Origin of the sequence: Robiginitalea myxolifaciens, from assembly GCF_900115205.1 — a bacterium.
GTDB lineage: Bacteria > Bacteroidota > Bacteroidia > Flavobacteriales > Flavobacteriaceae > Robiginitalea > Robiginitalea myxolifaciens.
Genome location: NZ_FOYQ01000002.1, coordinates 1,346,174 through 1,371,375 on the forward strand (window position 1 = coordinate 1,346,174; position 25,202 = coordinate 1,371,375).

Consider the following 25,202-nt stretch of genomic DNA (forward strand, 5'->3'; position numbering starts at 1 on the left):
AGAATAGGGCCGTACTACCCTTTTAATTCTTGAATTCTACTGTGGCTTCAAATTTTTCTTTGGGATGAGAGCCATCTTCTGAGTCGAAAAACCAGTTTTCATCAAGAACAGATTTATACCCTATCCTAACGCGTATCTTATCAAGGTTACTCTGAACAATTCTCGTTTCCTCATTATAGGGCAAACCAAACACAATACGCTTTTCACCGGACATTAACACCTGATTACCAATCGTGCTGTTTCTAAGTATATCATAGCCAAATGTCCTATTCGGATTCAAGGAGTCCATGAGTATATCCATACTCTCAACGGGTTGTCCTTTATAATCGACTTGTACCGAGGTGATAATGGCAGGTCCCGTTCCTTTATTTGATATTTCCACTGCAAAACCGTCACTGTTGTACTGCTGTGACATATCCAGATAGGGCCAGACCATCGAAGCTTGTTGAGATTTCATGATACTGGCTTCATATAAGGAAATAAACATTGCTGCCAAACTGATAATTATGGCCAACGCAGTGCCAATAGTCTGAAATCGTTCCGCTTTGGAATTACTCATTTTTAAGTTCTTGATGTTATAATGCTCCTCAATATATGTCGCATAAGTTCCGCTTTGTTACGTTCAGGGTTAGGTTGTAGTTCTCAACCTTTATAAATCGTATGCTCACCGTTCTCGCTTATCCTCCTTACGCGAGTTCTATTCCTCTTGGAAAACTCCATTATCCATAGCGTGCCATCAGGAGCAACGGCTCCTCCACATGGAGCCCAGAATATTCCAGATTCATAAATAGTTGTTGCTTTTCCTTTTGAATCGATCTTTTTTACTTCACCAGATCCATATACGGCTACAAAAACATTTCTTTTTTGATCGGTCCAAATGCCATAAACATAATGGCGGTCAGAAACATCAAAAATTGATTCTTTTTCTTTGAGTTTATCCGCTATAACAATCACTTCTCCCTCAGGAGTTACTTTTTTGATTTTCAGATTATCAACAACATATAGATTATTACTGTGTTTTGAAAAATGCATCCAGCGTATATCGTCAAAATGATGGTTGGTCATTAGACTATTCTCCCCACCAACTGATTGTTTTCTCAGGAGTTGGTGGTCTCCTAATTTTTCTGACCAATGGGAGTTTCCTTGAGGATCTCTAACCAAGGTGTTGTTGTCAAGAAATCCTTCTACATCAGGAATCACTTTCTCAAATACGCCATCACTGGTCAGGCACCAAACATAATTCCCCCACTTATCAGTAGCCTCTCCTTCATACCATTCATGTTCACCATAAAGATTGTCTTCAGAATCGATATATAATTCATGTGTATGAATGTCCTTTACCGCAATAGATAGCTCTCCATCGGACGATATTTTCCAAACATGGGCTAAGTCTGTATAGAATACATTTCCCTTACTATCGATAACAATTCCTATACCAGGATGAGCCTCAATAACTCCATGGCTCAGGCAAATACAGCAGAATATTATTTTCAGAGTTTTCATGACAAATTACTACCAACTAATAAGGAGAAGATGTAATGGCTGACGTTTGGAAGCTATGCATTTTACCCATTGCTATCCACTGGCATTCTTTCCAGGTTATAGTTAATTTGTTTAATCTTCAATTTTAACCAAGTCCATTTACCAGTCTCCAAATTCCAACTCGCTTCGCATTCTGTTGGTATTTTTATTCCATTTATCTCTTCTATCTTGATGGCGGTTACAATCCATTCGATAGGATCAGCATCTTTTGAATCCTTGTAGCGCATTGCTACGAATTTTTCAAAATTTCCGTATTCATTAAAGTGAAATATGCCCGAACCTTTAGTTCCTTTATATTCCATCGTTGCTCTGGCAGAATAGGCGTCTATAGTCTCCCATTTTATGTGTCTATTCAAAGATGCTGATGGAAACCAAACGATTTCGGCCAAATAGCGTTGCAGCGTCGCCTGGTTTACTTTTTCGTCATTTTTTACATCGACGACAGGAATCAGTGAAAGCAATTTAATTTTCATTTCTCCTTTACCATCTGCAAATTGGTCTCTGCCCACGACAGGTAATATCGAGTTCATTTGAGTATTAATATTCCAATTAAATGCAGGAGGTTGAACTGTAAAATATTGTTCAGCTAGCCCATTGTTCCATGCTGATTGTTCAGGCTTCATTTTTAGCCTTATTTCCTGTACTAAATGAACATTATAAATCTGACTTTTACCGACTGTTCCACTATTTATGAGCCACTTTTGTATAACAGAAGGCAGTTCGGATATAGCCTCTCCAGTAATTACTTCTTCACCGACGGGCTCTGATTTTTCCAACAGTGATTTCCTTTCTGCTGCAACCTTATTTTGAAAATTAAAGCCGGCATAAGCTATTATTACAGAGGTGAGAATGATAAGGTTTGCTACAGTGCCGTATTTAGCATCAGACCAATAGTTGAAAATCAACACTTGAGATAAAATCACAGCCGAAAAACCGATTAACCACCAATAATTTGAATGAGTAAAAAATGAAATGGCGCAAATGACAAATAGCAAAAACGCTACGAGCCATAATATTCCGAAGGTTTTCGAAATAGGTTGAGAAATCGCGTTGAATTCAGCTATTCCAAATGCTTTAAAAAATCCAAATAAATGGATAATCGCATGTATTCCTATTAGAATGATTAATGCTATTCGCATTGTTTTTTCTACTAGTAGCTAACGGTTCTACAATAGCGCATGGCAAAGCGCCATGTGCTTTTAATATATTCTCAAGTTAGCAAAAAGGGCCCAACCGTTAAGCCATGAGTTATACCCGGAGTTGTTTGTTTATCACAAATCTATTTATTCCTTAAGAGCCAAATAATCCGATCATAGGACAAAAGGTAGTGGAGTAAAACCGCGGCTCCCATGATTAGGCTCAGCCTATTCCGCCCGATGTCACTTAGAACCCAAATGGCGAATCCAAAAAAGCTGAGTTCAAGAATTAGTCGAGCAATACCAGGGGTAACTACGGGGGCTCTTCCTGAGCGACTTGGATCATTCGGAACGGCAAAAGTTCCCCAAATAATGGCAAGGGCTAAAGGAATGCCGATTGTGAAAAGTATGCGTAACCAACCATCGTACTGTTTCCAACCCCATAACCCAAAGGAAGCAAGAGCCATTAACTCCAATAAAAACCTGAAGACTAGATTTAGCGGATGGGATCCCATTAGATTTTATTCCATTCCCAAATTCCATACTTCAATTCGTTGTTAAGTTTAAAACCACACAGTTTTAAAGTCAACAGAATATTTCCTCTATGGTGTGCTTCATGATGAATGAAGTAACTCAATAATGGAACAAGTCCGCGCTTATTCCCCTTTACGATACCGTTGTTTTCAATTCCCCTTTTTAGCACTTCTGCTATCAAGTCTGCCGTAACGCTATGACAATCTCTAAGCATGTCGATAGTTTTGGTATCCTTTGCTTTGACGGTTGTCAAATCTTGAACCAGTTCCTTGTCTATTCTTTCGAGTTTCCAAAATCTGACATTGTACATATGAGCTATTTGATACCCAACGCTCCCGCCGCCACGTTTTGAAGTTGTCAGGGTTAAAGCCTCTTCGGTGAGATTATCCAGAAGCTTCAGGTTGGTTCTGTGATTAATAAACCAAGAATCCAGTATTTGTTGCTCAATGGTGTTCATTAACTACTCTTTCCTTTTCCTTGTCCAGAAGTCAATTTCTATGGCAATTGTATTTGATAAAAAGTCGGGCATTGAAGTATGCACAAAGTCTTTCCCTACACCATAATCCATTCGGTTTAATGTAGTTCTGGAACTAATCCCTACCGTACTTTCTTCCACCTTCACAATCTTAAAAGGCAGGATAAAGCCCTTGGTGACGCCGTGCATAGTTAGTTCTCCTTGCGCCTCAAAATTTGAGTAATCAATTTGCTTTATTGAGTCGCTTTGAAATTCGATAGTGGGATAGGTGTCTGCATCGAAGAAGTCTGCGGTGCGCAAATGTGCATCCCGATCTGGGATCCCAGTATTAATACTTGCTACCTGTATGGTAGCCGAAATTGAACTGGAATCAATATGTTTTTCATTCCAGTCTAAGGCGATTTCATAATCTGTAAACTTTCCGGTTACCTTGGTAAATCCAGCTATGGAAATACTAAAACCAACGGTTGAATGATTAGGCTCAACTTTTAATTTTTTAGTCTGGGCCATACTGGAAATGGAACAGAATAATAAGGCAAGGGCTAAGCGACTTTTCATAATGACAACCTTTTATTCACCATGCGAGTGGTTTGCTATTTCTATTTAGCTATGACACCTAGTTTTTCGCCCATCAAGATATGCTCATAAGAATTTCCATTTTCTTGCATGGGGGCTTCCAACCTAAAGGTGACACCTTCCTGAAAGATCATTATAAAATCCGATCCGCCGAAGGCAAAATGTCCGAGCATATCCCCTTTCTTTACCACGGTTCCAGGGGTAATGTTCTCTTCAAAATTTACTGAATTAACCACGGCCATTCCGATCGGCATTAGGGCAACAAGTCCATAATTTTCAGTTTCGAGAATCACGCATCCCCTGGTTTCAACCATTTGCCAGCCTGTTTTGGCGCCAGGATTAAAGCCATACCTTTTGTTTTCTTCGTCCCACCAAAGTTGTCCTCCTGTGGGATTGATGCCTTGAATTATTCTAGCCTCTTTTATGGTTCCGCCCAGAGGGAAATGATATCGGTGATAGTCATTGACATTGAGAAAAGAATGCGTAAATGTTCCACTAGCGAAAGAATCCTTATACTGACTGTCTTCTCCAATAAGATTTGCTATGGATTTAAGTGTAGCCGACTTAACGGGCACGCCTCCTTTCGCTATGAGATTGGAACTACTATCAATAGCCCAAACGCCTTGTGGTTCAGAATCTGCAAAGGAGACCACTACAGAATCTGATTCCGGATTTGCAATGGGCCGCATGTCGGGTGATTTGAGATATCTGGCAAAGAATTGATTGAAAGTCTTCCAATTAGATGGGTCTTCATACCAACCGTTTTGAAGACCAAAATTGGAATCATCGAATGCCATTTGATAATATGCTTCATTCCAGGATTCTTCAGTGTCGAGGTAAGATCCCCAGGATTGGCTAAAAGTGACCAGCCACTTAGCAAATGGCTCATAATACTGAAGAGAATTATTCACCAACCCCTGACCCTCCAGCTCCGGAAGAGGCTGATCAATTAGGAAATAAAAGGCGCAAAGTCCCTGGAAGATATTATCAAATATTTCAGGATACTCCTCCTTTTTGACAATAGCCCAAGGCATTGTTGTTTCCGTCCAGGTAAGGAATTCAAGGTATTCCTCAAGGGTTTGAGCGGGATTGGTATTCCTGTCCGGATTTATTCCTTTAGCCTTCTCCAGTGAAGAAACAAGTAATGATTTGAGATCAGGGTCCTGCTCTAACAGGAGTACTAGCTCTTTCGTTGCCTTTCCGTATTCAACATCCTTTTTTGTGGAATCACAAGAGACAAAAGCGATAATCAGCAACAGTGTCAGTACTAGATTTCGATAATATTTCATTTGAGTGGGGTATTGCGGGATGTGGTGCTTTCAGGTAAATTATACCTGTAAGTTAGGGATTTCTTGCGGATGGAATGCAGCCTGAAGAGGACATACCCACCGCCATCAATAGTGCACTTTAATACGGGTTGTATTTATTCTTCCTGTTAGGAAAGCGGTTATGACAAGCGTGATTAGAAGTAATATTTGAGTTATCAATAATCCCCAGTAAACATCATTCCAGCTATTTCCTTCAATAAGTGAAGTTCCACCACTCGGTGGCGGATATTCTGCACTGCTTTGCGTTTTTAGAATTAAACCAACATGTGAAAGTGTTCTGGTTAGAATATAGATTAATGCGCAGTTGGCTATAATAAGAATAAGATTATTGAATCTTTTTTTGAATTTTTGGACTACCGCACGAATGGCATAAATGGCAAATAATATAGGAACTCCAATTATGGATACTAAGTAAGTATTACTGATAACAAAGTAGGTGTCCCCAATATTGATATCCGTAGTTTCTGATAGCCTCCAGAATTCAATGCCAATAATGAAATAGAGTAAGATCAGGATAGCTGAAATACTACCAAAAAGCCAATACGCCTCAGTTTTACTCATAAATGTTGTATTGCGTTCGTTAAAATTCAGCCGTATGTAGATTTTCGAATATTATGGGCTCAATAACGAATCCTTCCTCTTTAAGACTTTGAATAAGACCACAATTGTATTTCAAATGCTCATACCCAACAACTAAAAAACAGTTTTTATCTTTAAGTAAGCCGGGGATTATTTTCATCCAATCTTCATTTCTTTTTTTAATCAAAATATCATTCGGACAATCGATGTCAAAAGAATAATCCAAATCCATTTTTCTAAAATTATTCTCCGCGTCGCAGTCTACCGATTCTGTGTTTTTGGTTTGAAGCCCGAGCAGTTTATTTAGTAGTTGTTCTTTTAATTCCCGTTTTTTGATATGCCCGAATGCCTTCTGAATAATTTCGGTTTGTTCTGCAAATGTTTCAAGTCCGATAATTTCTTTTTCTAATTTGATTGCCATGGAAGTCAGGTAATTATCCATATTTGACCATTTATCACTGGATTTTTTGGTTTTACAAACCAGAGTGGAATAGTCTCTTTCCAACAAAATGATTGTTTCAATCATTGTTAATTTATCTAGTGGATATTTCCATTGTTCAGCATAGTTTTTCAGTTGTTGTAAATCCTTTTTGTTCAAGTTTTTCCACCAACTGTTTTTTGACTCCCTTTTTTCAAAGAACTGTATTCTATCATTTTCGGACGCAATGTTCTCAAATATTGCCAAGTCCGATTTTTCGAGCGCTTTTTTTATTTGGGGAATTGAGTCCACAAAAGAATTCCCATACGCATGAAATGTTCCGACTAGATATGACTGATTTCCAGATATGCTGTCACTAACGCTCCAAAGAATGGTGTTTTGTCCTAAACACTCGTTCAGGAAAAGAATTTGAAGAATTATGAGGAATATGATTTTCATTCTTCTGCTCGTAGTCTGCGCTCCAGCTATTACTCGTGGCCGAGCGCTGGGCGGTTTTGGTTAGTCAGTAAGTTAGCAAAAAGGGACAAACGAGGGACTAGGACTTATACACGCTGTTGCCCTTAGGCGTATTACAATCTTTTGTAGATCGAATTTGGAAGCACTTTCAAGATAAGAGAGATTAACCGCCATCTCCTGGTCACGTAGCCAACATCTTTTTTGCGTTTGATCAAATCATAGATTTGACGCGCTGCTTTTTCTCTTGAGGCAACCCAGAACTGACCCTCTCCCTTAGCCATATCAGTATCTACAAAGCCCGGTCGTATATCGGTAACAAATATTGGCTTTTTTGAACTTTTGGCTTTTTGCCGTAATCCTTCCAGGTAATTGATTTGATAAGCTTTTGAAGCGTTATACGCAGGAGCAACTTTGCTCCCCCTTAAACCCGCAATTGAGCTGATTACAACCAGGTGGCCCAACCCTTGATTTTGGAAATAGTTGAAGGCCCAGGAAGCAATTTGGGTAAACGCAATAACATTTAGCTGATTGGTATTATTTTCAATTCCATACACTAAATCCTCGTTTAAGTCACCTGTCCCTGAACTCAGAACCAAAAGATCCAAGCCACCAATTGCGTCTTTTAGGGCATCTAATTTTTGAGAATTATTTTCTTTTGTGCAATCGAATGCACTAATAGCGAAATTTTGAGGATTGGTAATCTTTAAATCTTCAAGCAGATTTCTTCTTCTACCAGTTATTCCAACCATGTATCCATTGCTAGCAAGAATTTGAGCGAGTTCATTTCCAATGCCGGACGTTGCTCCAATAACAATGGCTTTTTTCATTCAGATTTATGGTTGTGGCCAACTGTTCAGGTGAGGCCCATGGTGCCTTACGATTACGAGTAAGTTACCGAAAAATTTATATGATTTAAGTGGAAATAAATTTGGAGCTAGTGATAGGATGAACAATACCGAGTGTTTAGTCCCGATGTTCTAAAATCCTGCATATTCGGAAAGAGCACATTCAAACAGCACCTTCATAAATGATTGGTCCCTAATCGAGCCCTCTGATGACTTTTTAAGGTATGCTTTAGAAGTTAATATGACCTTACCTCTTACAATAGAACCTAATCTAAAAACCGGTTTTTCGTAAAGCTTTAATGATTGCTTCATACTTTCAAGATAAATCTCCTTGGCATATTTATTTGAATCGCTCTTCTTGTATATTTTAGAATTGGATGCAATAATAATCTTACCGTCAAAGTCTTTCTTGGTCAGTTTTATTTCGTAACCTATTCCACCGCCGTAGAATATGCCTCCGCGGACGAATATTGTATCATTTTTAAGTTGACAATGACACACATTTCTCATTAAGGTGGATGTAGTATCAAGAAGCGTTTCTATTTCTGGACTGTCCGGAAAATCCGGAGAGGTAAATCTCTTTATTTCGTTATTAAAAAAAATAAAATAACTCAGACCATCTGAAGAAAACTGAGCCATATCATCTTTCTGTTTATTGATCTCAAGGTCATTTAATATTGAATCATCAAGATCATAGTATTTAGAAGAGGCTTGGGAAAAAGCTACACTTGAGCTAAACAAAACCAAGAAGAATAATCGAATCATCAATTTAAAGTTTGCACGTTACTTATTTGCTATTTACGGTTTCCCGAAAGATTGCGTATAGGTGTTGTTGTGGGTAGCCTTTATTCCAATAAAAATTCTTTAATCCTATTCAGATAGTCTTCTTTCTGTTCCCACCATATTTCATGACCCGCATTCTCAATGAATTGATATTTTGCATTAGGATAAACGTGAACATATTCATAGGCAGCTGAAAACGGTATGTAGTCGCACTGACCTTGAATTACCAATACAGGAGAGTCTACCTTTTTCAAATCATCTCTAACTTTTGGAACGACACCGTTATTTGTTGCCAGGAAGGCGTAGAGTCCACCTCCTCCTTCTTCTGGTAATACGTTTTTTTGATCACACACCATTCCCTTTGTAAATTTAGTAGCGAGTGTGTTGAGGATTCTATCCATTTGTTTATCCGAGATTAGTCTTTTATCGAATAGTAGAGCTCCAGTGGTAGCCACGATAGCTTTAGGTTTGAATGCTGTTCTATCAACATCTTCAACAAACCGATAAGGAGCAATAAACTCTAAAGAGTCGGGTTTTGGATAAAGCGAGTCTAAGTCGAGATAAACATTTCCATTTATTCGTTTGGGAAGTAGTTTACCGGGGGAACTAAAAATAATTTTTTCGACTAATTCGGGGTGTTTCGCAGAAAAGTGTGAAACAATGGCACTACCGAATGATTGGCCTATAAGGATGACCTTGTTTGTCTTAATTCGTTCTGAAATGATCTCCTTCAGATCGTTTACGTGCTTCTCGAAACTAACATCTGAAAATTTAGGAAGTCTATCCGAAAGTCCTGAACCTCTCTGATCATACAGATATATATCATGACCGAGGTGAGTTAATTCGGATAGTGTTTCAATAATACTCGTGTGAACGTAGCCGCCTGGACCTCCATGCAGGAAAATGACAGGTGAGTTATCCGTTTCTGAATCTGATTTGAGATGAGTAAATGCAATGGAAAAACCCTCATTCATTTCCCAGTATGAAGTGTTTTCTCTAGGCTCTATTGCTTTTACCGTTTCTTTTTCGGGAATAAGCAGTAGTATGACAAAGACCAATAGCAAGACTCCCAGTAGAATTCCTAACCACTTGAATATCTTTAGTATTACTTTCATCATTTTCTGCCATTTCTACTTTAGACCTTTATTATTGAATATCGGTTACACTTCCTTTGATTATACAGTATATAGCATCACTGATTCCTGTTTTCCACGCAGTTGCATTTCGCCCAGTGCAATTGATTTGAATGCCTTTGGCAAAGGCTCCAGTTTTTCCAGCAGATATTTTGAGAGTATTATGTCCTTACCGAGCTCATTACACTTTGACTGAATTCGAGCTGCTGTATTAAGCACATCACCTGAATATACAATATCTCGCTTCACAAGGCCTATTTCGCCCACCATAACGGCTCCGAAGTGAAGCCCTGCTTTGAATTTGGGAACTATCTCATGGTAGTTTTTCTGATAATAGGCGGACTTCTCCATCAGGGCTTTCTCAATATCAAAAAAGCAATGTATGCAGTTGGCATTCTGTGTTCCAGAATCGGTCTTCCAACTGATCACGATTTCATCACCTACATATTGATAGATCTGCCCTTGCGAATTCAGAATGGCCGGCGTGACGTCTTTGAAGATGTCTTTCAGGAAATTGAAATATTTCGCTTCTCCCAGTTTTTCGGCTATAGTAGTTGATCCTCGTAGGTCCAGGAACATGAAGATTCGCTCCTCCCGCTTTGGATGGAAGTATTTACCAAGGATAAAAGACTTGAAAACTCCTGGACCATATTTATCATTTACAGACAAGGCGATCAGCGTGATGATCACGACGGAGAGCCAGAACAAGTAAATAAAGAACTGTTCAATGGTAAGAAAATGAGTCCAAAGTGCTTGCCATACCTCCATACTGAACGCAGATGCTCCCAGTTGGCTAGAATTAAAGAACAGACCGCTTATTACAGCTACAGCCAAGAAGATCAATGTATATGACCATGCCATATTCAGCAGGGCTCTGCCATAGGGTTTGGTCCGCAACCAGTTCTCCCAAAAAAAGACGATACTGCTTCCACCGATTAGCCCGGCAACTAAACCTGTGATCAGGCTACCCGTCAAATAAACCATGGTGTTCATGTCTTCAATCGCACAATTGAATTGGATCAAAATGTTATAACCCTGGATAAATTGTGATAAGGAGACCAGAATCCAGAAGAACGTAATCCAAGCTACCTTCTCGGCCTGGCTTTTGAGTTTATTGTAAACGGATGATTTCACGTTTAAAGAGTTGAAGCAATCGAATGATATGCATTATCGCTGGAGTTATGCATAACACACGTGCACAGTGCATTGGCACTTTACTTGTTTAATTTCTAAGATAACAAATCATCAATATCCTTGAAGGACGAAGTAGACTTGGGAGGAGGATTACGCCTTTGGCGTGATCCAGAGTGGACCCACGCCTGCAAATAGAAAACTCATAAGAGAAGTTAAAAACCCCGATTCGCTGGCACGAATCTTTGGTTTTGCATTCCATCCGTAAAGCTCAAGCGAGCTTGGCTTTCCGATTGAAATGCAAAACCCCGCAACTTGCGTTGCGGGGTTTTCTGCTTGATGTGGGCCCTACTGGATTCGAACCAGTGACCCCCTGCTTGTAAGGCAGGTGCTCTAAACCAACTGAGCTAAGAGCCCGAATGGGAGTGCAAATATAAATCGTTTTTTAATTCCGGAAAGGAATTGAGTTGAAAAAATTAGACTAGCGCAAAGTATCCTAGAGGATACACCTAATTTTCAAAAAGAGTTCTGCCGGAGGAACGTTCTATATTACCTCAGCCACCGTAAAGGTGCTGCCGCCTACGTAGATCAGGTCGTCTGGCTGAGCACTGGCAATAGCCTTTTCCAGAGCCTCTGGAATGGAATCATAGGGAGTAAACGAAAAACCTTGAGCTTCCATACCTGCTACCAATTCCTCCAGCGGCATCCCCCGTTCGATTTGCAAGGGGGCTATGTAGAATTGCGCGGTTGAAGGAAAGAGCGGCAGAAGCTGCTCTAAGGGTTTCCCTTTTACAAAACTCAGCACAACATGCAACTGTTCAAAAGGTTCCTGAACGAGCTGTTCCAGTACAATCGCCAGGCCTTCGCGGTTGTGGGCTGTGTCGCAAAGGACACGAGGGTTCTCTTGCAATACTTGCCACCGGCCCAGCAGTCCGGTATTCTCAGCTACACTGGCCAGGCCACGCGTAACCTCATCAGTGCTAACTTTAAATTTCTCTTGCTCTGAGAGTTTGTCAAGAACCGCCAATACCCCACGCAGGTTTTTCTGCTGATAGCTCCCCAACAACGAAATCGGGTACACTGGCCATTGCCGCTGGTCTGCAAAGACAATCGGGGCGTTTCGGCCATTAGCGATTTCCTCAAATACGGGTGCGGTTTCCGGCTGAGTTTCGCTGATCACGACAGGTACGCTCTCTTTGATGATCCCGGCTTTTTCCCCGGCAATTTCGGGCAGAGTGTCCCCCAAAAATTCGGTATGATCCAGGCCAATATTCGTAATCAGGCTTACCTCAGGAGATATGATGTTGGTGGCATCCAGCCTTCCGCCCAGGCCCACCTCAACTACGGCAATATCTACTTCCTCCTGGGCAAAATAGGTAAAGGCCATGCCCACCGTCAATTCAAAAAAGGATAGACCCGCTTCCTCGATGTAGGTGCGGTGGTCTGCCACAAAATCCACCACGAAGTCTTCTGAAGCCATAGTGCCATTAACACGGATACGCTCCCGAAAATCTTTTAAGTGGGGGGAAGTATAAAGGCCAACCTTGTAGCCTGCCTCCTGCAGGACGGAAGCCAGCATATGGCTGCTGGAACCTTTCCCATTGGTTCCGGCTACATGAATGCTTTTAAAGCTATGGTGGGGATTTCCCAGGTAGTCCGCAAAGTTTCGGACGGGTTCCAACTTTCCGCTATAGGCCGAAGCGCCTCGCTGTTGGTACATGGGAAGTCGGGCAAAGAGCCACTCCAGGGTGCCCCTATAGTCCATTTATTGCCCCAATTTAAAGTTGACCACAACAAAGCCAACTTGTTGGGCCGGCGCCTTAGAATCAGGGTTCCAGCGGTGCATAAAGGCGGTCTTCTTGGCGGGTTCCAGTAAACAAGGATCGTTGTTCGTGGTTCCGCGCACCCCGGGCGTTGCATCGATAACGCGGCCGTTGCGATCTACCACAATACGTACCACAACCCTTCCGGCCTGGTTGCAGTCCTGGGCTACTTTTCCATTGCTGGCGAGGGAACGTCCCCCCAGGCCATAGCCTCCGGTACCGGAGCCACTTCCCGGGCCGCCATAATAGGTGGCTGCGTAGGGATCTCCTCCGGGTTGTCCTTTATCCCCGGCGCGGTTGTCGTTTCCTTCGCTCCCGGTAGCTGTTCCGTCTGAGGTATTTAATCCGCCCATCATGGCATCGAGCTCCCGCTTCTTGGCTTCCTGCTCCTGCCGGGCCTTTTCTTCGGCAGCCTTGCGCTCCCGCTCCTTGCGTTCTGCCTCTTCCCGGGCACGCCGGGCAGCCTCCTCGGCTTTGCGCTGGGCTTCCCGCTGCTGGGCAAGTTTTATGGATTCCTCATTGTCCTGAGTCAGTACTTCTTCAGATGGGGCTTCCTGCACTACCTCCTCGGGTACTGGATCCGGATCGGTCTCGGGCTCGGCCACCTGGACCTCCTCTACTTCCTCGATTTCCTCAACAGGTTCGGGTTGCTGACGGCGCAGCGGTTCCAGGGGTTGGTCGTTGCCCATACCAAAATCCATGGTCCCCAGGTTCACGGTAATACCATCTTCCTCAGGTGGGTCCATATAGGTAAGCCCGATATAAAAAAGCAACAGGACGAGCACGCTCAACAGGATCGTTGTAAGCGTGAAGGATTTTTTCTTGTGTCTCGTATCTAACAGCGCCATCAGTTGGGGCGCACCGCAAGGATCACTTTGTAATTATTCCGGTTGGCAATGTCCATTACATTCACGGCTTCCTTAATCGCCACGCTCTCTTCGGCGCGCAGGATAATGGTAGGCGTGTCCTGACCCTCTAGTGCCTTTTTTAGTTCAATTTCAATGTACTCTCCGTTGATCTGCTGGTTGTTAACAAAATACTCCAGGTTCTTGTTAATGGTCACCGAAACATTCTGCGTGTTGGTAGATTTCCCTCTGGCCTTGGGCAGCAGTAAATCCAGGGCGTTGGGCGAGTTGGCGGTTAGCATAAAGAAAATCAGCAGGAGGAATACGATGTCCGTCATAGACGACATGCTAAATTCCGGGCTGATCTTATTTCTTCCTTTCAGTTTCATATGCAGGACGGCTTATACCGGTTCGCTTAACAGGTCCAGGAACTCCACAGCGTTGGCTTCCATTTTGTGGACCACTTTATCGGTTCGGTTTACCAGGTGGTTATACCCGATGTAGGCAATAATACCAACCACCAATCCGGCTACGGTAGTGGTCATGGCCGTATAAATTCCTGATGCCAGGGCTCCCATCTCGGCTTGTCCGCCGCTGGTTGCCATCTGGTGGAAGGCAAGGATCATACCAATTACCGTTCCCAGGAACCCGATCATAGGTGCTGCACCTGCTACAGTGGCCAGGATGCTAACGTTTTTCTCCAGTTTGTAGACTTCCAGGGTCCCGGCATTCTCAATAGCCGTGTTGATATCATCCAGGGGTTTCCCGATGCGCGATATCCCTTTTTCCGTAAGACGGGCTACCGGGCTGTCGGTCTGGGCGCAAAGGATCTTTGCCGCTTCCAACTTTCCGCCCATAACGTGATCGCGGATCTGATTCATGAAATTCTTGTCGATTTTCGAGGCTGCCTTGATCGCCAGCAGGCGTTCAAAATAGATGTACATGGCCACGGCCAGCATCACAAACAAGACGGAAATTATAACGATACTTCCGGTTCCCCCGTTGAAGATCAGGTCTATGACCGAGAGGGTCTTTTCCTCTGAGGCCAGTTCGCCTGCCTGGGATGCATCCCCAACAACATCCTGGAATAAAAACATATGTGCGGTTGTTAAATTTGCTTTTAATAACGGCGTTTCACCGATTAAAGTATGCACTTGGTCAAAATTACACCTTTGCACGGAAACCGCCGAAAACTCGCTTACTAAAGCAAGATTCACCATGCTGGAAACCGGGTCCAAAAAAGCCCGCTTCCTCCGGATGAGATAGCGGGCCTGAGTTTTTTAATTTACGTTGTGATTAACTCCTGCTTATGCGTGGATTAATGTACGTTTAATACGTAGTCCCGAAGCAGCATAAAGGTAATAGCACCGGCAACAAATCCGACCAGGGCTAACCAGGCAATTTTCTTTAAGTACCAGAAGAAGTCGATCTTCTCCATTCCCATGGCCACTACCCCTGCGGCGGAGCCAATGATCAGCATACTTCCTCCTGTACCGGCGGAGTAAGCGATAAAGTGCCAGAGCGGATCGTCCATAGCTGCCGAGAACATTCCCATACTGGCCGCAACCAGAGGTACATTATCGATTACCGCCGAGCCGGCACCCAGCAACATCACTACGATATCGGTATTGGGGATAGCCTCGTTCATACTTTCCGCATAGGTAAACAGTAAACCGAGCGACTCCAGGGCGGCAACCGCAAGGAGGATACCCAGGAAGAAAAGGATACTCGGCAACTCAATCTTGGAAAGCGAAGCATGCACCGGACTGTGCAGAGCGTGCTCGGCATGCTCTTCGTGTTGGGTCTGATCGGCAGAAGACAGACTAAACTTGGTCTTACTGTAGATCTCCGCAAAGGTCGCTACTACTGCCAGGGAAAGCATCATGCCCACATAAGGAGGCAGGTGGGTAAAGGTCTTGAAGAAGGGAACAAAAACGATCATCCCAAGGCCTAGGTACAACATGGTAGGGCCATACTTGCTCTTAGTTGTATTTTCTGCACTCAAATCCGCATCGATATTCCCCTGGAATACCTTAGCGCGGCTGGCGATAAAGGTAGGTACCACAGTACACATGATCGACGGCAAAAGCACGTGAATCACCAGCTGCGAGGCGGACACCTTATTGGCAATCCAGAGCATGGTTGTTGTCACGTCCCCGATCGGCGACCAGGCACCACCGGCGTTGGCATTGATAATGATCATCCCCGCGAACCACAGTCGTGTATTGCGATCCTTGATCACCTTTTGCAGGATTGTGATCAGCACAATAGTAGCCGTAAGGTTATCGATTATTGCAGATAGGATAAAGGCCAGGATTGAGAACAACCAAAGCAATTTCCGCTTACTGCGGGTCCGGATGTACCCCTTAATCGTAGCAAAACCATCGAAGTAATCGATGATTTCCACAATGGTCATTGCACCCAGGAGGAATACCAGTATTTCTGCCGTTTTCCCCAGGTGATGCAATAATATCTCATCGATATGGGTGGGTTCCAGCTCCTTGAGTTCGGCATTTACCTCGAAAACCGGCATGTGGGCCAGGGCAATGATCGCCCATAGGATCGCCATCATGGCCAGGGCCGGGATCAGCTTATCGATTTTCAGATTGTGTTCAAGGGTAATGGCAAGGTATCCAAGTAGGAATACTACGATGATCAAGGTTTCCATACCGGTTGGTTTAGGTTTAGATTAGTTGCTTTAAGGCAATCTCGAACGCGGTTCGGCTAAAATTCTTCCGCGTCGGATTCTGCTTAAATATATTCAAAATTGCCTTTCTAATCGTTTCCGAAGTGTCATTAAATATATCCTGGTCGTCCAGTGAGACCCTTCTTTCCATAAAATAAGCAAAAACACGGGCCATTCCACAATTCGAAATGAAGTCCGGGATCAGGCTTACCTGCCCATCCGTATACTCCATTATAGGGCCAAAAAAGATCTCCTTATCGGCAAAAGGCACATTGGCCCCACAGGAAATTACCTCGAGTCCGGTGTCCATGAGTTCGGTGATCTGGTCGCGGGTAACTAAGCGGGAAGCGGCACAGGGAGCAAAAATCTCCGCGGGCAGGTTCCAGATGCGCCGGTTCATTTCTTCAAAGGGAATCATGTCCTCGGCAATCAGGGCATTTCCTTTCTTCTTGCGAAATAACTCCACAATTTCGTCATAGCTGAAGCCTTCCTCTTTGATAACTCCACCAGCCCGGTCAATGATCCCGACCACCCTGGCGCCCATTTTGGACAGAAAGAAAGCCGCGGCGCTCCCGACATTTCCAAATCCCTGCACAATAGCTCGTTTGCCTTCGACGCTGGCGCCATGGACGTCGTAGTAGTGCTTGACAGCTTCGGCCACCCCAAAGCCGGTGATCATATCGGCAACGGTATATTTCCGCGCCAAATCCGGGGAATAGTCGGCATTTTCAAGGACCTTGATCACTCCCAAGCGCAACTGCCCGATGCGGTTGATTTTATCGGCTTCGTTCGGCTTGAAGTGTCCGTTAAACACGCCTTCCTGTGGATGCCAAACCCCGGCTTCCTCTGTAATTGGAATTACCTCGTGGATTTCATCGACATTCAGGTCGCCGCCCGTGCCGTAATACGATTTGAGTAGGGGCGAAACCGCATTGTACCAGCGTTCCAGGACTCCCTTTTTGCGCGGGTCGTCCGGGTTGAAATTGATTCCGGATTTGGCCCCACCAATCGGTGGGCCGCTTACGGTAAACTTCACTTCCATGGTTTTGGCCAAAGAGAGTACCTCGTTCATATCCAATCCTTCCCGCATTCGGGTCCCTCCTCCGGCAGCACCACCTCGCAGGGAATTGATAACCGTCCACCCTTCGGCTTCGGTCTCGGGATCCTTCCAGTGGAATACAATTTCAGGAGCTTTGTTCTCATACAGCTCCAGCAATTCTCTCATTTCCATATCAAAAATTTACAAAGGCCCACAAATATAAGATTTATCGAATCCGCAATGAATGTGCTTTTCTGTTGAATTCCGTCTAATTTGAAATTATATTTGTACCGCTTCATTGAAACAAGCGCAATAACTATGGATTTTAGCCTCACGGAAGAGCAACGGATGGTGCGGGATGCAGCCCGCGATTTTGCACGCACGGAATTACTGCCCGGCGTGATCGAAAGAGACGAAAAACAGGAGTTCCCCAAAGCGGAAGTAGCCAAGATGGGTGAGCTCGGCTTTATGGGGATGATGGTCGATCCCAAGTACGGTGGAAGCGGTCTGGACACCCTTTCCTATGTACTGGTCATGGAAGAGCTTTCCAAGATCGACGCCTCGGCATCTGTGGTGGTCTCCGTGAATAATTCCCTGGTTTGCTGGGGGTTGGAAACCTTTGGAAATGAAGCGCAGAAGGAAAAGTACCTGAAACGCCTGGCTACAGGTGAGATCATCGGTGCTTTCTGCCTGTCCGAGCCGGAAGCCGGGAGCGATGCCACGTCCCAGAAAACCACCGCCATTGATAAGGGCGACCACTATATCCTCAACGGTACCAAGAACTGGATTACCAATGGGAACAGTGCCGACGTTTATCTGGTAATTGCCCATACCCACCCCGAGAAAGGCCACAAAGGGATCAATGCCCTCATCGTGGAAAAAGGCATGGAAGGATTTGAAATCGGTATCAAGGAACAAAAAATGGGGATTCGTGGGAGCGACACGCATTCCCTGATGTTCACCGATGTAAAGGTGCCCAAGGAAAACCGCATCGGCGAAGATGGCTTCGGTTTTAAGTTTGCCATGAAAACCCTGGCAGGGGGAAGGATTGGGATCGCGGCCCAGGCCCTGGGTATTGCGGCCGGTGCTTACGAACTGGCACTGAAATACTCCAAGGAACGCAAGGCCTTTGGTACGGAAATCGCCAATCACCAGGCCATTGCCTTTAAGCTGGCCGATATGCATACCCAGATTCAGGCTGCCCGAATGCTGGTTTACCAGGCCGCTGTAGACAAGGATAATGGAGACAACTACGACCTCTCCGGGGCAATGGCCAAACTCTATGCCTCTCAGGTAGCGATGGAGGTAACAGTAGAAGCGGTACAGGTCCATGGCGGAAATGGATACGTTAAAGAGTACCATGTAGAGCGCCTGATGCGCGATGCCAAGATCACCCAGATCTATGAGGGCACCTCAGAAATCCAGAAAATTGTGATTTCAAGGAGCATTCTGCGAGATTAAGTGACAGCACCCCCTCTTTCTATAGGGGGCTATCTTCAAATAGCAATAATTTCCTCAGAATAACCCCTGTTTTTGACGGGCAGGGAAAAATTTGCCCTTAGCTATTGGCAATTCTTCAATTTCACCCCTTTGGATTTTACAGATTATGAAAAATTCAAAGGTTTTTTGTGAACCTTGAATTTCTTTAGGATTATCACAAAATGCACTGAATATTTGCTAACTGTTATGCTATTTTTGGTCGAATCCCTCAATAAAATAGCATGGAAGCACAAGGCCTATACCTCCCGGAATTTGAACACGACAACTGTGGTGCGGGGTTTATCTGCAGCCTCAAGGGAATTAAGTCCAACGACGTTATTCACAAGGCGCTGGACATCCTGGAGAAACTGGAACACCGCGGGGCGGTAAGTGCCGATGGAAAAACCGGAGACGGAGCGGGAATCCTAATCGATATTCCACACGAATTTTTTCAGGAAGTCTGCGACTTTGAGTTACCGGCTCCCGGTTCCTATGCCGTAGCCAATGTTTTCCTGCCGCAGCGAGAGAACCAACGCAACTACTGCACAGAACTCTTTGAAGCCGAGTTGGCCAAACAGGGATTGCCCTTATTGGGGTGGAGGGATGTGCCTGTAAATCGAAGGGTCCCGGGCCGTATCGCCGCAGAAACAGAGCCTTTTGTAAAACAGATTTTTATCGGCAAACCGGAAGCCTTGGAAGATGCCGCATTTGAGCGTTCCTTATTTATCGCCCGAAAAGTAACCGAGCATGCTGTCGCCGATTCCAAACTCTCGGAACGTGGCTACTTTTATCTCCCCAGCCTTTCCACCCGAATTATCATATTCAAAGGGCTGCTGATGCCCCTGGACATCAAGCGCTATTACCAGGACCTGATGGACCCCCGTGTAGTTACCCGTTTGGCCCTGGTGCACCAACGCTTTTCGACCAACACCTTCCCTACCTGGGATCTCGCCCAACCGTTTCGCTACATGTGCCACAACGGGGAGATCAATACCCTGCGCGGCAATGTGAGCCGCATGCGTTCCCGGGAGGAATTACTCGAGAGTCCCTGGTTCGGAGAGGATATCAAAGCGATCCTGCCGGTAGTGCTTCCGGGTAAATCGGATAGTGCTACCATGGACATGGTGGTGGAGTTATTATTGATGACCGGCCGCTCTTTACCCGAGGTAATGATGATGCTGGTTCCGGAAGCCTGGGAAAAGAATCCTGGCATGTCCGAAAAGAAGCGCGCCTTTTACGAATACAATTCCTGCCTGATGGAGCCGTGGGATGGCCCAGCCTCCATTCCCTTTACGGACGGAAATTACATCGGGGCAGTTCTGGACCGCAATGGACTGCGCCCAAGCCGGTATTCCGTAACCAAGGACGGTTATGTTGTGATGTCCTCGGAAACAGGTGTACTTGATCTGGCCCCTGAAAACATCGAATTCCATGGCCGCCTGGAACCCGGACGGATGTTCCTGGTAAACATGGAGGAAGGCCGCATCGTCAACGACGAGGAAGTCAAGGAAAAAATTGCCGGGAAGCACCCCTATGGCAAATGGCTTAAGGATAACCTGGTACATCTGAAGAACATCCCCTATAACGATTGCCCGTTATTCCTCGGGGAAGCCGCCCTGGAAAAAAGAAAAGCGGTTTTCGGATATACGCGGGAAGATATCGATACCATTATCCTGCCCATGGGGAAGGCCGCCAAGGAGCCCATTGGGTCTATGGGATCGGATACCCCGATCGCCGTACTTTCGGAACGGCCGCAACTCATCTACAATTACTTTAAGCAACTCTTTGCCCAGGTAACCAACCCGCCCCTGGATGGGATCCGGGAGGAACTCATTTGCGACATAAGCCTTACCCTGGGAGCAGACCAGAATCTGTTTGAGTTTACCCCGGAGCACTGTCGCAAACTTAAAATTCAGAACCCGGTCATCTCTAAGGAAGACCTGGATAAGATCAAGAATTACGATCGGAACCCACACTTTAAAGTGGTTTCCATCCCAATCCTCTATCCGGTAGCCAACGGTTTAAACGGGTTGGAGAACGCTTTGGAGGATATCCTGAGCAAGGCAGCCCAGGCCGTGGATGAAGGCGCGAATATCCTGATCCTTTCGGACCGCTATGTAAGCGAGGAGCAAGCCCCTATCCCTGCCTTGCTGGCAACCTCTTTTGTCAACGCCGGCCTGCAGCGCCTCATGAAACGCTCGCAACTGAGTATTATCGTGGAGTCTGCCGAACCCCGGGAAGTACATCACTTTGCGCTGCTATTCGGTTTCGGGGCCAGCGCCATTAACCCCTATCTGGTCAATGAGATCATCGCGGAGCAGATCGAGGCCCAGGACATCCAGGACGTAAATCTCGGAGCGGCTATTGCCAACTACAACAAGGGAATTGGCAAGGGCATCCTGAAGGTCATGAACAAGATTGGAATTTCTACCCTGAACTCCTATCGGGGATCCCAGCTCTTTGAATGTATCGGCCTGAATACGCAACTTGTAAACACTTATTTCCCGAATACCCCAACCCGAATCCAGGGGATTGGGCTGTACGAATTGGAAAAAGAAATTGCGCTGCGGCACCATAATGCCTTTGGCCGAAAAGAAGTGGCTGCGCGTATGGAGCTGGAAATCGGCGGAGAATACCGCTGGAGACGCGATGGAGAGAAGCATATGTTCAACCCGCTGACCATTGCCAAATTACAGCAAGCGGTTCGCCAAAACGAGCCGACAACCTATAAGGAATACGGTTCGTTGATCAACGAGCAGTCCAAACACCTGATGACCATTCGGGGGTTGTTCGAATTTGCGAACTACGATCCCATCCCCCTGGAGGAAGTCGAACCCTGGACGGAAATTGTAAAACGCTTCAAGACGGGAGCTATGTCCTACGGGTCCATCAGTAAGGAAGCCCATGAAAACCTCGCAGTTGCCATGAACCGCATCGGCGGGAAGAGCAATTCCGGGGAAGGAGGCGAAGATGCCGAGCGCTTTTATCGCAACCAAAGCGGGGATTGGAAGAACAGTGCGATCAAGCAGGTGGCCTCCGGCCGATTTGGAGTAACCTCCAATTACCTGACCAATGCTCAGGAAATTCAGATAAAAATGGCCCAGGGCGCCAAGCCCGGGGAAGGGGGGCAACTGCCGGGTCCCAAAGTAAATCCGGCGATTGCCAAAACCCGGAATTCCACTCCTTATGTCGGGCTGATTTCTCCTCCGCCCCACCACGACATTTACTCCATCGAGGATTTAAGCCAATTGATTTACGACTTGAAATCCGCGAACCGCGAAGCGCGCATCAACGTGAAGCTGGTTTCCGAGGTTGGGGTAGGAACCGTTGCTGCAGGGGTTTCCAAAGCCAAGGCCGACGTGATCCTGATTTCGGGACACGACGGAGGAACCGGGGCTTCTCCCCTTACCTCCCTCAAGCACGCGGGCTTGCCCTGGGAATTAGGGATTTCTGAGGCCCAGCAAACCCTGGTCATGAACGATTTGCGCAACCGCGTGGTCCTGGAGTGCGACGGTCAGCTAAAGACCGGACGTGATGTTGCCGTAGCCTGCTTACTGGGGGCCGAGGAGTTTGGTTTCGCTACCGCTCCATTGGTCGCATCGGGCTGTATTATGATGCGCGTTTGCCACCTCAATACCTGTCCGGTGGGTATCGCTACCCAAAATCCGGAACTGCGTAAAAAATTCGAGGGGAAACCAGAGCATGTGGTCAACTACATGTACTTCGTGGCCCAGGAACTTCGGGAAATCATGGCCAAACTCGGCTTCCGTACCGTAGACGAAATGGTAGGCCAGGTCTCCAAATTAGACCGGCGCCAGGCCATTGAGCATTATAAGGCCCGAGGGATTGACCTCAGTCCTATCCTGCATCAGGTACCCGTTCCGATTGGTACGAAATTTTACAACACCACGCATCAGGAACACAACATTGAAAACTCCATAGAGTTTGAGATCATTGAGCAAGCCCACCCGGCACTTTTCCGCAGGGAAAAAACCAGCCTGGATTTTCCTATCCAGAATACCAACCGGGCCGTGGGTGCCATTATCAGTAATGAGATCTCCAAGATCTACGGGAGCGAGGGGCTGCCTGAGGGCACTTTGCGCCTGAACTTCACCGGCTCTGCCGGGCAGAGTTTCGGGGCATTTGCCACCCGTGGCCTGACTATGATCGTGAATGGAAACACCAACGATTATTTGGGTAAGGGGCTCAGCGGCGCTCGCCTGGTGATTAAGGTGCCGGCTGGAAGTACCCTGAAACCTGAAGAAAATATCATTACCGGAAATGTCTGCCTCTATGGGGCAACGGCCGGAGAAGCCTATATCAACGGGAAAGCCGGAGAGCGTTTTTGTGTGCGGAATTCCGGAGCAAAAGCCGTCGTAGAAGGAATCGGAGACCACGGATGTGAATACATGACCGGAGGCATTGCGGTGATCCTCGGAACGGTGGGGCGCAATTTTGGAGCCGGTATGAGCGGAGGTATCGCCTACGTACTGGATGAAGCGGGGACTTTCGAAGACCAGTGCAACCGGGAATCATTGAATTTGTTGAAAGTAGAGGAGGATCAGGATGTCGCAGAGCTGCGCACCTTGATTGAGAATCACTACAATACCACCTTTAGTCCGCTGGCACAAGGCATTCTGGAGCAATGGGAGACCTATCTACCCAAGTTTGTCAAGGTTTTCCCTGAAGAGTACCGCCAGGCACTGATCCGTCTTGAAAACGAACAATTAGAAATACAATAATCATGGGCAAAACGACTGGATTTATGGAATACGGGCGTAAGGTGGAAGCCTACACACCCGTTAAGGAGCGCCTGAAGAACTATAAAGAATTCACCAAACCGCTCGCCGAAAAAGAGCTGAAGGAGCAGGGAGCACGCTGTATGGATTGCGGCATCCCGTTCTGCCACAGCGGCTGCCCCTTGGGGAACCTGATCCCGGATTTTAACGATGCGGTTTATCGCGGGAAGTGGGAACTGGCAACAGAAATCCTGCATTCGACCAATAACTTCCCGGAGTTTACCGGCCGGCTTTGCCCGGCTCCCTGTGAGGAGGCTTGCGTCCTGGGGATCAATGAAGATCCAGTTTCCATCGAGAATATTGAGAAGAACATTGTCGAGACCGCCTTTAAAAAAGGATGGGTTGTTCCCGAACCCCCGACTATCCGAACAGGTAAACGCATTGCAGTGGTAGGATCTGGCCCTGCCGGCCTTGCTGCCGCCCAGCAATTGAATCGTGCTGGTCACGAAGTCACCGTTTTTGAACGGGACGAGCGTCCTGGAGGCCTCTTGCGATACGGGATTCCGGACTTTAAGATGGAGAAGAACGTCATTGACCGTCGCCTGGAAATCCTTGAAGCAGAAGGAATCCTTTTTGAGTGCGGGGTCGAAATAGGTAAAGACATCCCGGCTAAACAGCTGGAAGAAGATTTTGATGCGGTTTTACTTTGCGGTGGCGCTACTGTGCGGCGCTCACTGCCTATCGAAGGTGCTGATCTTAAGGGTGTTGTGCAGGCAATGGACTTCCTCCCGCAAAACAACCGAAAGGTTGCTGGCCTGGACTACACTGGCGAAGAACTTACCGCTAAAGGCAAAAATGTAATCGTTATCGGAGGCGGGGATACAGGATCGGACTGTATTGGGACCTCCCTCAGACAAGGCGCAAACTCCGTGGTCAATTTTGAAATTCTCGGAAAACCCCCGGTTGGCCGACCAGAAAATCAGCCCTGGCCCTACTGGCCCATGCGCCTGCGCACCAGTTCCTCCCACAAGGAAGGAGCCGAACGGGTCTTTAGCATTTCCACCAAAGCCTTTAAAGGAGATGGAAATGGAAACTTGAAAAGCCTGGTAACCGTTGAGGTTGAGTGGATTACAAAGCCAGGGGAACGTCCGGAGCTCAAAGAGATCGCCGGTACGGAGAAAGAATGGCCTTGTGATCTGGCCCTGCTGGCGCTTGGCTTTACCGGATCAGAGGAGACGATTCCCGACCAGTTAGGTCTCGCCATGGATCCCCGCACGAACATTAAAGCTTCTGCTGCGGATTATCAGACCAACGTTCCCGGGGTATTTGTCGCCGGAGATCAGCGTCGTGGCCAATCCCTGATTGTTTGGGCTATCTCTGAAGGACGTCAGGCGGCCCATCATGTAGATGCCTATCTAATGGGAAGCTCTGAACTTCCACTTAAAGGGGAAGGAGACTTACCACGGGCATAGTCCTGGTCATTTTCACGGTATACGCTTCATCAGTTTCGGACGCTCGTCTGAATGCTTCAGTTGTACCCATAAAAAAAGCCCTTCACATTGCTGTAAAGGGCTAATTCAAAGAAGGCGGCGACCTACTCTCCCACCTAGTGGCAGTACCATCGGCGCTGACGG

Annotated in this window: 22 protein-coding genes and 1 tRNA gene; 3 read left to right on the top strand and 20 right to left on the bottom strand. The window is 46.0% G+C overall.

Annotated elements, in window-relative coordinates; translation table 11 throughout:
• Positions 1–22 precede the first annotated feature (22 nt).
• From BM318_RS14150 to BM318_RS14245, 20 genes are all read right to left on the bottom strand, one after another.
• Positions 23–559, bottom strand: a complete 537-nt coding sequence (locus BM318_RS14150; protein WP_092983381.1) for a hypothetical protein — start codon at positions 557–559, stop codon at positions 23–25.
• Positions 560–642: 83 nt separating this feature from the next.
• A complete protein-coding gene (locus BM318_RS14155; RefSeq protein WP_092983383.1) occupies positions 643–1,503 on the bottom strand; it encodes an NHL repeat-containing protein in 861 nt (286 codons plus the stop codon).
• A gap of 62 nt (positions 1,504–1,565) precedes the next feature.
• Positions 1,566–2,681 carry a DUF6920 family protein gene (locus BM318_RS14160; protein ID WP_092983385.1) on the bottom strand — a complete coding sequence of 372 codons (1,116 nt, stop codon included), beginning with the start codon at positions 2,679–2,681 and terminating at the stop codon, positions 1,566–1,568.
• Between the two features lie 140 nt (positions 2,682–2,821).
• On the bottom strand, positions 2,822–3,193 hold the full coding sequence (locus BM318_RS14165; protein ID WP_092983386.1) for a YrdB family protein: 372 nt from the start codon (positions 3,191–3,193) through the stop codon (positions 2,822–2,824).
• Positions 3,193–3,669 (bottom strand): DinB family protein, encoded by a 477-nt coding sequence (locus BM318_RS14170; protein ID WP_092983388.1) that lies wholly within the window; start codon positions 3,667–3,669, stop codon positions 3,193–3,195. The genes BM318_RS14165 and BM318_RS14170 overlap by 1 nt, the downstream gene beginning before the upstream one ends.
• A 3-nt stretch (positions 3,670–3,672) precedes the next feature.
• Positions 3,673–4,197, bottom strand: a complete 525-nt coding sequence (locus BM318_RS14175) for a YceI family protein (RefSeq protein WP_177218322.1) — start codon at positions 4,195–4,197, stop codon at positions 3,673–3,675.
• An 89-nt stretch (positions 4,198–4,286) separates the two neighbouring features.
• A complete protein-coding gene (locus BM318_RS14180; RefSeq protein WP_092983392.1) occupies positions 4,287–5,552 on the bottom strand; it encodes a phosphatidylserine decarboxylase in 1,266 nt (421 codons plus the stop codon).
• Positions 5,553–5,657: 105 nt separating this feature from the next.
• A complete protein-coding gene (locus tag BM318_RS14185) occupies positions 5,658–6,152 on the bottom strand; it encodes a hypothetical protein (RefSeq protein WP_092983394.1) in 495 nt (164 codons plus the stop codon).
• A 19-nt stretch (positions 6,153–6,171) separates the two neighbouring features.
• Positions 6,172–7,047: a TraB/GumN family protein gene (locus tag BM318_RS14190; protein ID WP_092983396.1), complete on the bottom strand. Its 876-nt coding sequence runs from the start codon at positions 7,045–7,047 to the stop codon at positions 6,172–6,174.
• A 131-nt stretch (positions 7,048–7,178) separates the two neighbouring features.
• Entirely contained in the window at positions 7,179–7,892 is a 714-nt protein-coding gene (locus tag BM318_RS14195; protein WP_092983398.1) for an SDR family NAD(P)-dependent oxidoreductase, read from the bottom strand.
• A 150-nt stretch (positions 7,893–8,042) separates the two neighbouring features.
• Positions 8,043–8,675, bottom strand: a complete 633-nt coding sequence (locus BM318_RS14200) for a hypothetical protein (protein WP_092983400.1) — start codon at positions 8,673–8,675, stop codon at positions 8,043–8,045.
• An 80-nt stretch (positions 8,676–8,755) separates the two neighbouring features.
• Positions 8,756–9,811, bottom strand: coding sequence for an alpha/beta fold hydrolase (locus BM318_RS14205; protein ID WP_092983402.1), 1,056 nt, complete (start codon positions 9,809–9,811; stop codon positions 8,756–8,758).
• A gap of 57 nt (positions 9,812–9,868) precedes the next feature.
• A complete protein-coding gene (locus BM318_RS14210) occupies positions 9,869–10,960 on the bottom strand; it encodes an adenylate/guanylate cyclase domain-containing protein (protein WP_092983404.1) in 1,092 nt (363 codons plus the stop codon).
• Positions 10,961–11,299: 339 nt separating this feature from the next.
• Positions 11,300–11,374: transfer RNA gene (locus BM318_RS14215), tRNA-Val, on the bottom strand.
• Between the two features lie 127 nt (positions 11,375–11,501).
• Positions 11,502–12,722: a bifunctional folylpolyglutamate synthase/dihydrofolate synthase gene (locus BM318_RS14220; protein ID WP_092983406.1), complete on the bottom strand. Its 1,221-nt coding sequence runs from the start codon at positions 12,720–12,722 to the stop codon at positions 11,502–11,504.
• On the bottom strand, positions 12,723–13,628 hold the full coding sequence (locus BM318_RS14225) for an energy transducer TonB (RefSeq protein WP_092983408.1): 906 nt from the start codon (positions 13,626–13,628) through the stop codon (positions 12,723–12,725).
• Positions 13,628–14,014, bottom strand: a complete 387-nt coding sequence (locus tag BM318_RS14230) for an ExbD/TolR family protein (RefSeq protein ID WP_092983410.1) — start codon at positions 14,012–14,014, stop codon at positions 13,628–13,630. Before BM318_RS14230 ends, BM318_RS14225 begins: the two co-directional genes overlap by 1 nt.
• Before the next feature lie 12 nt (positions 14,015–14,026).
• Positions 14,027–14,722, bottom strand: coding sequence for a MotA/TolQ/ExbB proton channel family protein (locus BM318_RS14235; RefSeq protein WP_092983412.1), 696 nt, complete (start codon positions 14,720–14,722; stop codon positions 14,027–14,029).
• Between the two features lie 221 nt (positions 14,723–14,943).
• Positions 14,944–16,293 (bottom strand): sodium:proton antiporter NhaD, encoded by a 1,350-nt coding sequence (nhaD, locus tag BM318_RS14240; RefSeq protein ID WP_092983414.1) that lies wholly within the window; start codon positions 16,291–16,293, stop codon positions 14,944–14,946.
• Positions 16,294–16,309: 16 nt separating this feature from the next.
• Complete coding sequence (locus BM318_RS14245) at positions 16,310–17,536, bottom strand: Glu/Leu/Phe/Val dehydrogenase dimerization domain-containing protein (RefSeq protein WP_092983554.1); 1,227 nt, start codon at positions 17,534–17,536, stop codon at positions 16,310–16,312.
• Between the two features lie 132 nt (positions 17,537–17,668).
• Between BM318_RS14245 and BM318_RS14250 the strand changes: the two genes are divergently transcribed.
• The 3 genes from BM318_RS14250 to BM318_RS14260 all read left to right on the top strand — a co-directional run bounded on the left by BM318_RS14250 (position 17,669) and on the right by BM318_RS14260 (position 25,040).
• On the top strand, positions 17,669–18,811 hold the full coding sequence (locus BM318_RS14250) for an acyl-CoA dehydrogenase family protein (RefSeq protein WP_092983416.1): 1,143 nt from the start codon (positions 17,669–17,671) through the stop codon (positions 18,809–18,811).
• Positions 18,812–19,071: 260 nt separating this feature from the next.
• Positions 19,072–23,571, top strand: a complete 4,500-nt coding sequence (gene gltB, locus BM318_RS14255) for a glutamate synthase large subunit (protein WP_092983418.1) — start codon at positions 19,072–19,074, stop codon at positions 23,569–23,571.
• A gap of 2 nt (positions 23,572–23,573) precedes the next feature.
• Positions 23,574–25,040, top strand: coding sequence for a glutamate synthase subunit beta (locus BM318_RS14260; RefSeq protein ID WP_092983420.1), 1,467 nt, complete (start codon positions 23,574–23,576; stop codon positions 25,038–25,040).
• The last annotated feature ends 162 nt before the right edge of the window (positions 25,041–25,202 follow it).

Bases quoted from the DNA above. Each gene is read 5' to 3' on its own strand.
- BM318_RS14200 (WP_092983400.1), bottom strand. From the start codon at position 8,675: ATGATTCGATTATTCTTCTTGGTTTTGTTTAGCTCAAGTGTAGCTTTT.
- BM318_RS14185 (WP_092983394.1), bottom strand. From the start codon at position 6,152: ATGAGTAAAACTGAGGCGTATTGGCTTTTTGGTAGTATTTCAGCTATC.
- BM318_RS14160 (WP_092983385.1), bottom strand. From the start codon at position 2,681: ATGCGAATAGCATTAATCATTCTAATAGGAATACATGCGATTATCCAT.
- BM318_RS14245 (WP_092983554.1), bottom strand. From the start codon at position 17,536: ATGAGAGAATTGCTGGAGCTGTATGAGAACAAAGCTCCTGAAATTGTA.
- BM318_RS14235 (WP_092983412.1), bottom strand. From the start codon at position 14,722: ATGTTTTTATTCCAGGATGTTGTTGGGGATGCATCCCAGGCAGGCGAA.
- BM318_RS14175 (WP_177218322.1), bottom strand. From the start codon at position 4,197: ATGGCCCAGACTAAAAAATTAAAAGTTGAGCCTAATCATTCAACCGTT.
- nhaD (WP_092983414.1), bottom strand. From the start codon at position 16,293: ATGGAAACCTTGATCATCGTAGTATTCCTACTTGGATACCTTGCCATT.
- BM318_RS14180 (WP_092983392.1), bottom strand. From the start codon at position 5,552: ATGAAATATTATCGAAATCTAGTACTGACACTGTTGCTGATTATCGCT.
- BM318_RS14170 (WP_092983388.1), bottom strand. From the start codon at position 3,669: ATGAACACCATTGAGCAACAAATACTGGATTCTTGGTTTATTAATCAC.
- BM318_RS14260 (WP_092983420.1), top strand. From the start codon at position 23,574: ATGGGCAAAACGACTGGATTTATGGAATACGGGCGTAAGGTGGAAGCC.
- BM318_RS14230 (WP_092983410.1), bottom strand. From the start codon at position 14,014: ATGAAACTGAAAGGAAGAAATAAGATCAGCCCGGAATTTAGCATGTCG.
- BM318_RS14190 (WP_092983396.1), bottom strand. From the start codon at position 7,047: ATGAAAATCATATTCCTCATAATTCTTCAAATTCTTTTCCTGAACGAG.
- BM318_RS14205 (WP_092983402.1), bottom strand. From the start codon at position 9,811: ATGATGAAAGTAATACTAAAGATATTCAAGTGGTTAGGAATTCTACTG.
- BM318_RS14195 (WP_092983398.1), bottom strand. From the start codon at position 7,892: ATGAAAAAAGCCATTGTTATTGGAGCAACGTCCGGCATTGGAAATGAA.
- BM318_RS14150 (WP_092983381.1), bottom strand. From the start codon at position 559: ATGAGTAATTCCAAAGCGGAACGATTTCAGACTATTGGCACTGCGTTG.
- BM318_RS14250 (WP_092983416.1), top strand. From the start codon at position 17,669: ATGGATTTTAGCCTCACGGAAGAGCAACGGATGGTGCGGGATGCAGCC.
- gltB (WP_092983418.1), top strand. From the start codon at position 19,072: ATGGAAGCACAAGGCCTATACCTCCCGGAATTTGAACACGACAACTGT.
- BM318_RS14165 (WP_092983386.1), bottom strand. From the start codon at position 3,193: ATGGGATCCCATCCGCTAAATCTAGTCTTCAGGTTTTTATTGGAGTTA.
- BM318_RS14220 (WP_092983406.1), bottom strand. From the start codon at position 12,722: ATGGACTATAGGGGCACCCTGGAGTGGCTCTTTGCCCGACTTCCCATG.
- BM318_RS14155 (WP_092983383.1), bottom strand. From the start codon at position 1,503: ATGAAAACTCTGAAAATAATATTCTGCTGTATTTGCCTGAGCCATGGA.
- BM318_RS14225 (WP_092983408.1), bottom strand. From the start codon at position 13,628: ATGGCGCTGTTAGATACGAGACACAAGAAAAAATCCTTCACGCTTACA.